Origin of the sequence: Streptomyces doebereineriae, from assembly GCF_031845645.1 — a bacterium.
GTDB classification, from domain to species: Bacteria; Actinomycetota; Actinomycetes; order Streptomycetales; family Streptomycetaceae; genus Streptomyces; species Streptomyces canus.
In genome coordinates, this window is the sequence record NZ_JAVREZ010000202.1 from 1 (window position 1) to 470 (window position 470).

General features: G+C 63.4%; 1 protein-coding gene. It reads right to left on the reverse strand.

Going from position 1 to position 470, the window contains the following annotated elements; genetic code table 11:
* Positions 1 to 92: 92 nt before the first annotated feature.
* A partial coding sequence (locus RNB18_RS51455; RefSeq protein WP_311720988.1) for a cupin domain-containing protein occupies positions 93 to 470 on the reverse strand: 378 nt, incomplete at its 5' end.

A 470-nucleotide genomic window follows, 5' to 3' on the forward strand; every position in this document is an offset into this window, starting at 1 on the left:
GCCCGCACCCGAGGACTCCTCTCAGTCGGAATGCAGTCTAGGCCAGCGCGTTACGCTGGCGCATCTCTGCAGGAAAGCCCCGGGCGTGTCGCTCAGAGGAAGTGGTTGTCGTTCTTGATGAACCACTCGGCGCGTTCCTCATCGTTGAGGTCGGCCAACTGGGCGAACCCTTCGAAATAGGCCTCGCGCGGCGCGCCCGGAGCAAACAACATCAAAAGCGATGTCGGCGCGTCGGCCACATTGCGGAAGCCGTGGATTCCGCCCGGTGGAACATACAGGAAGTCGCCCTGGTTGCCGTCCACCCAGTCGTTTCCGTCGTAGAGCTCGACGGTGCCCGACAGGACGAAGAACGCCTCCGACATGGTCCGGTGGAAATGCGGGCCGGGCCCGCCGCCCTGCGGGCTGATGTCGATGCGGTAGAGACCGTAATCGCCGTCGGTCTGCTGCTGGTTGGCCAGGTAGTGGTATTT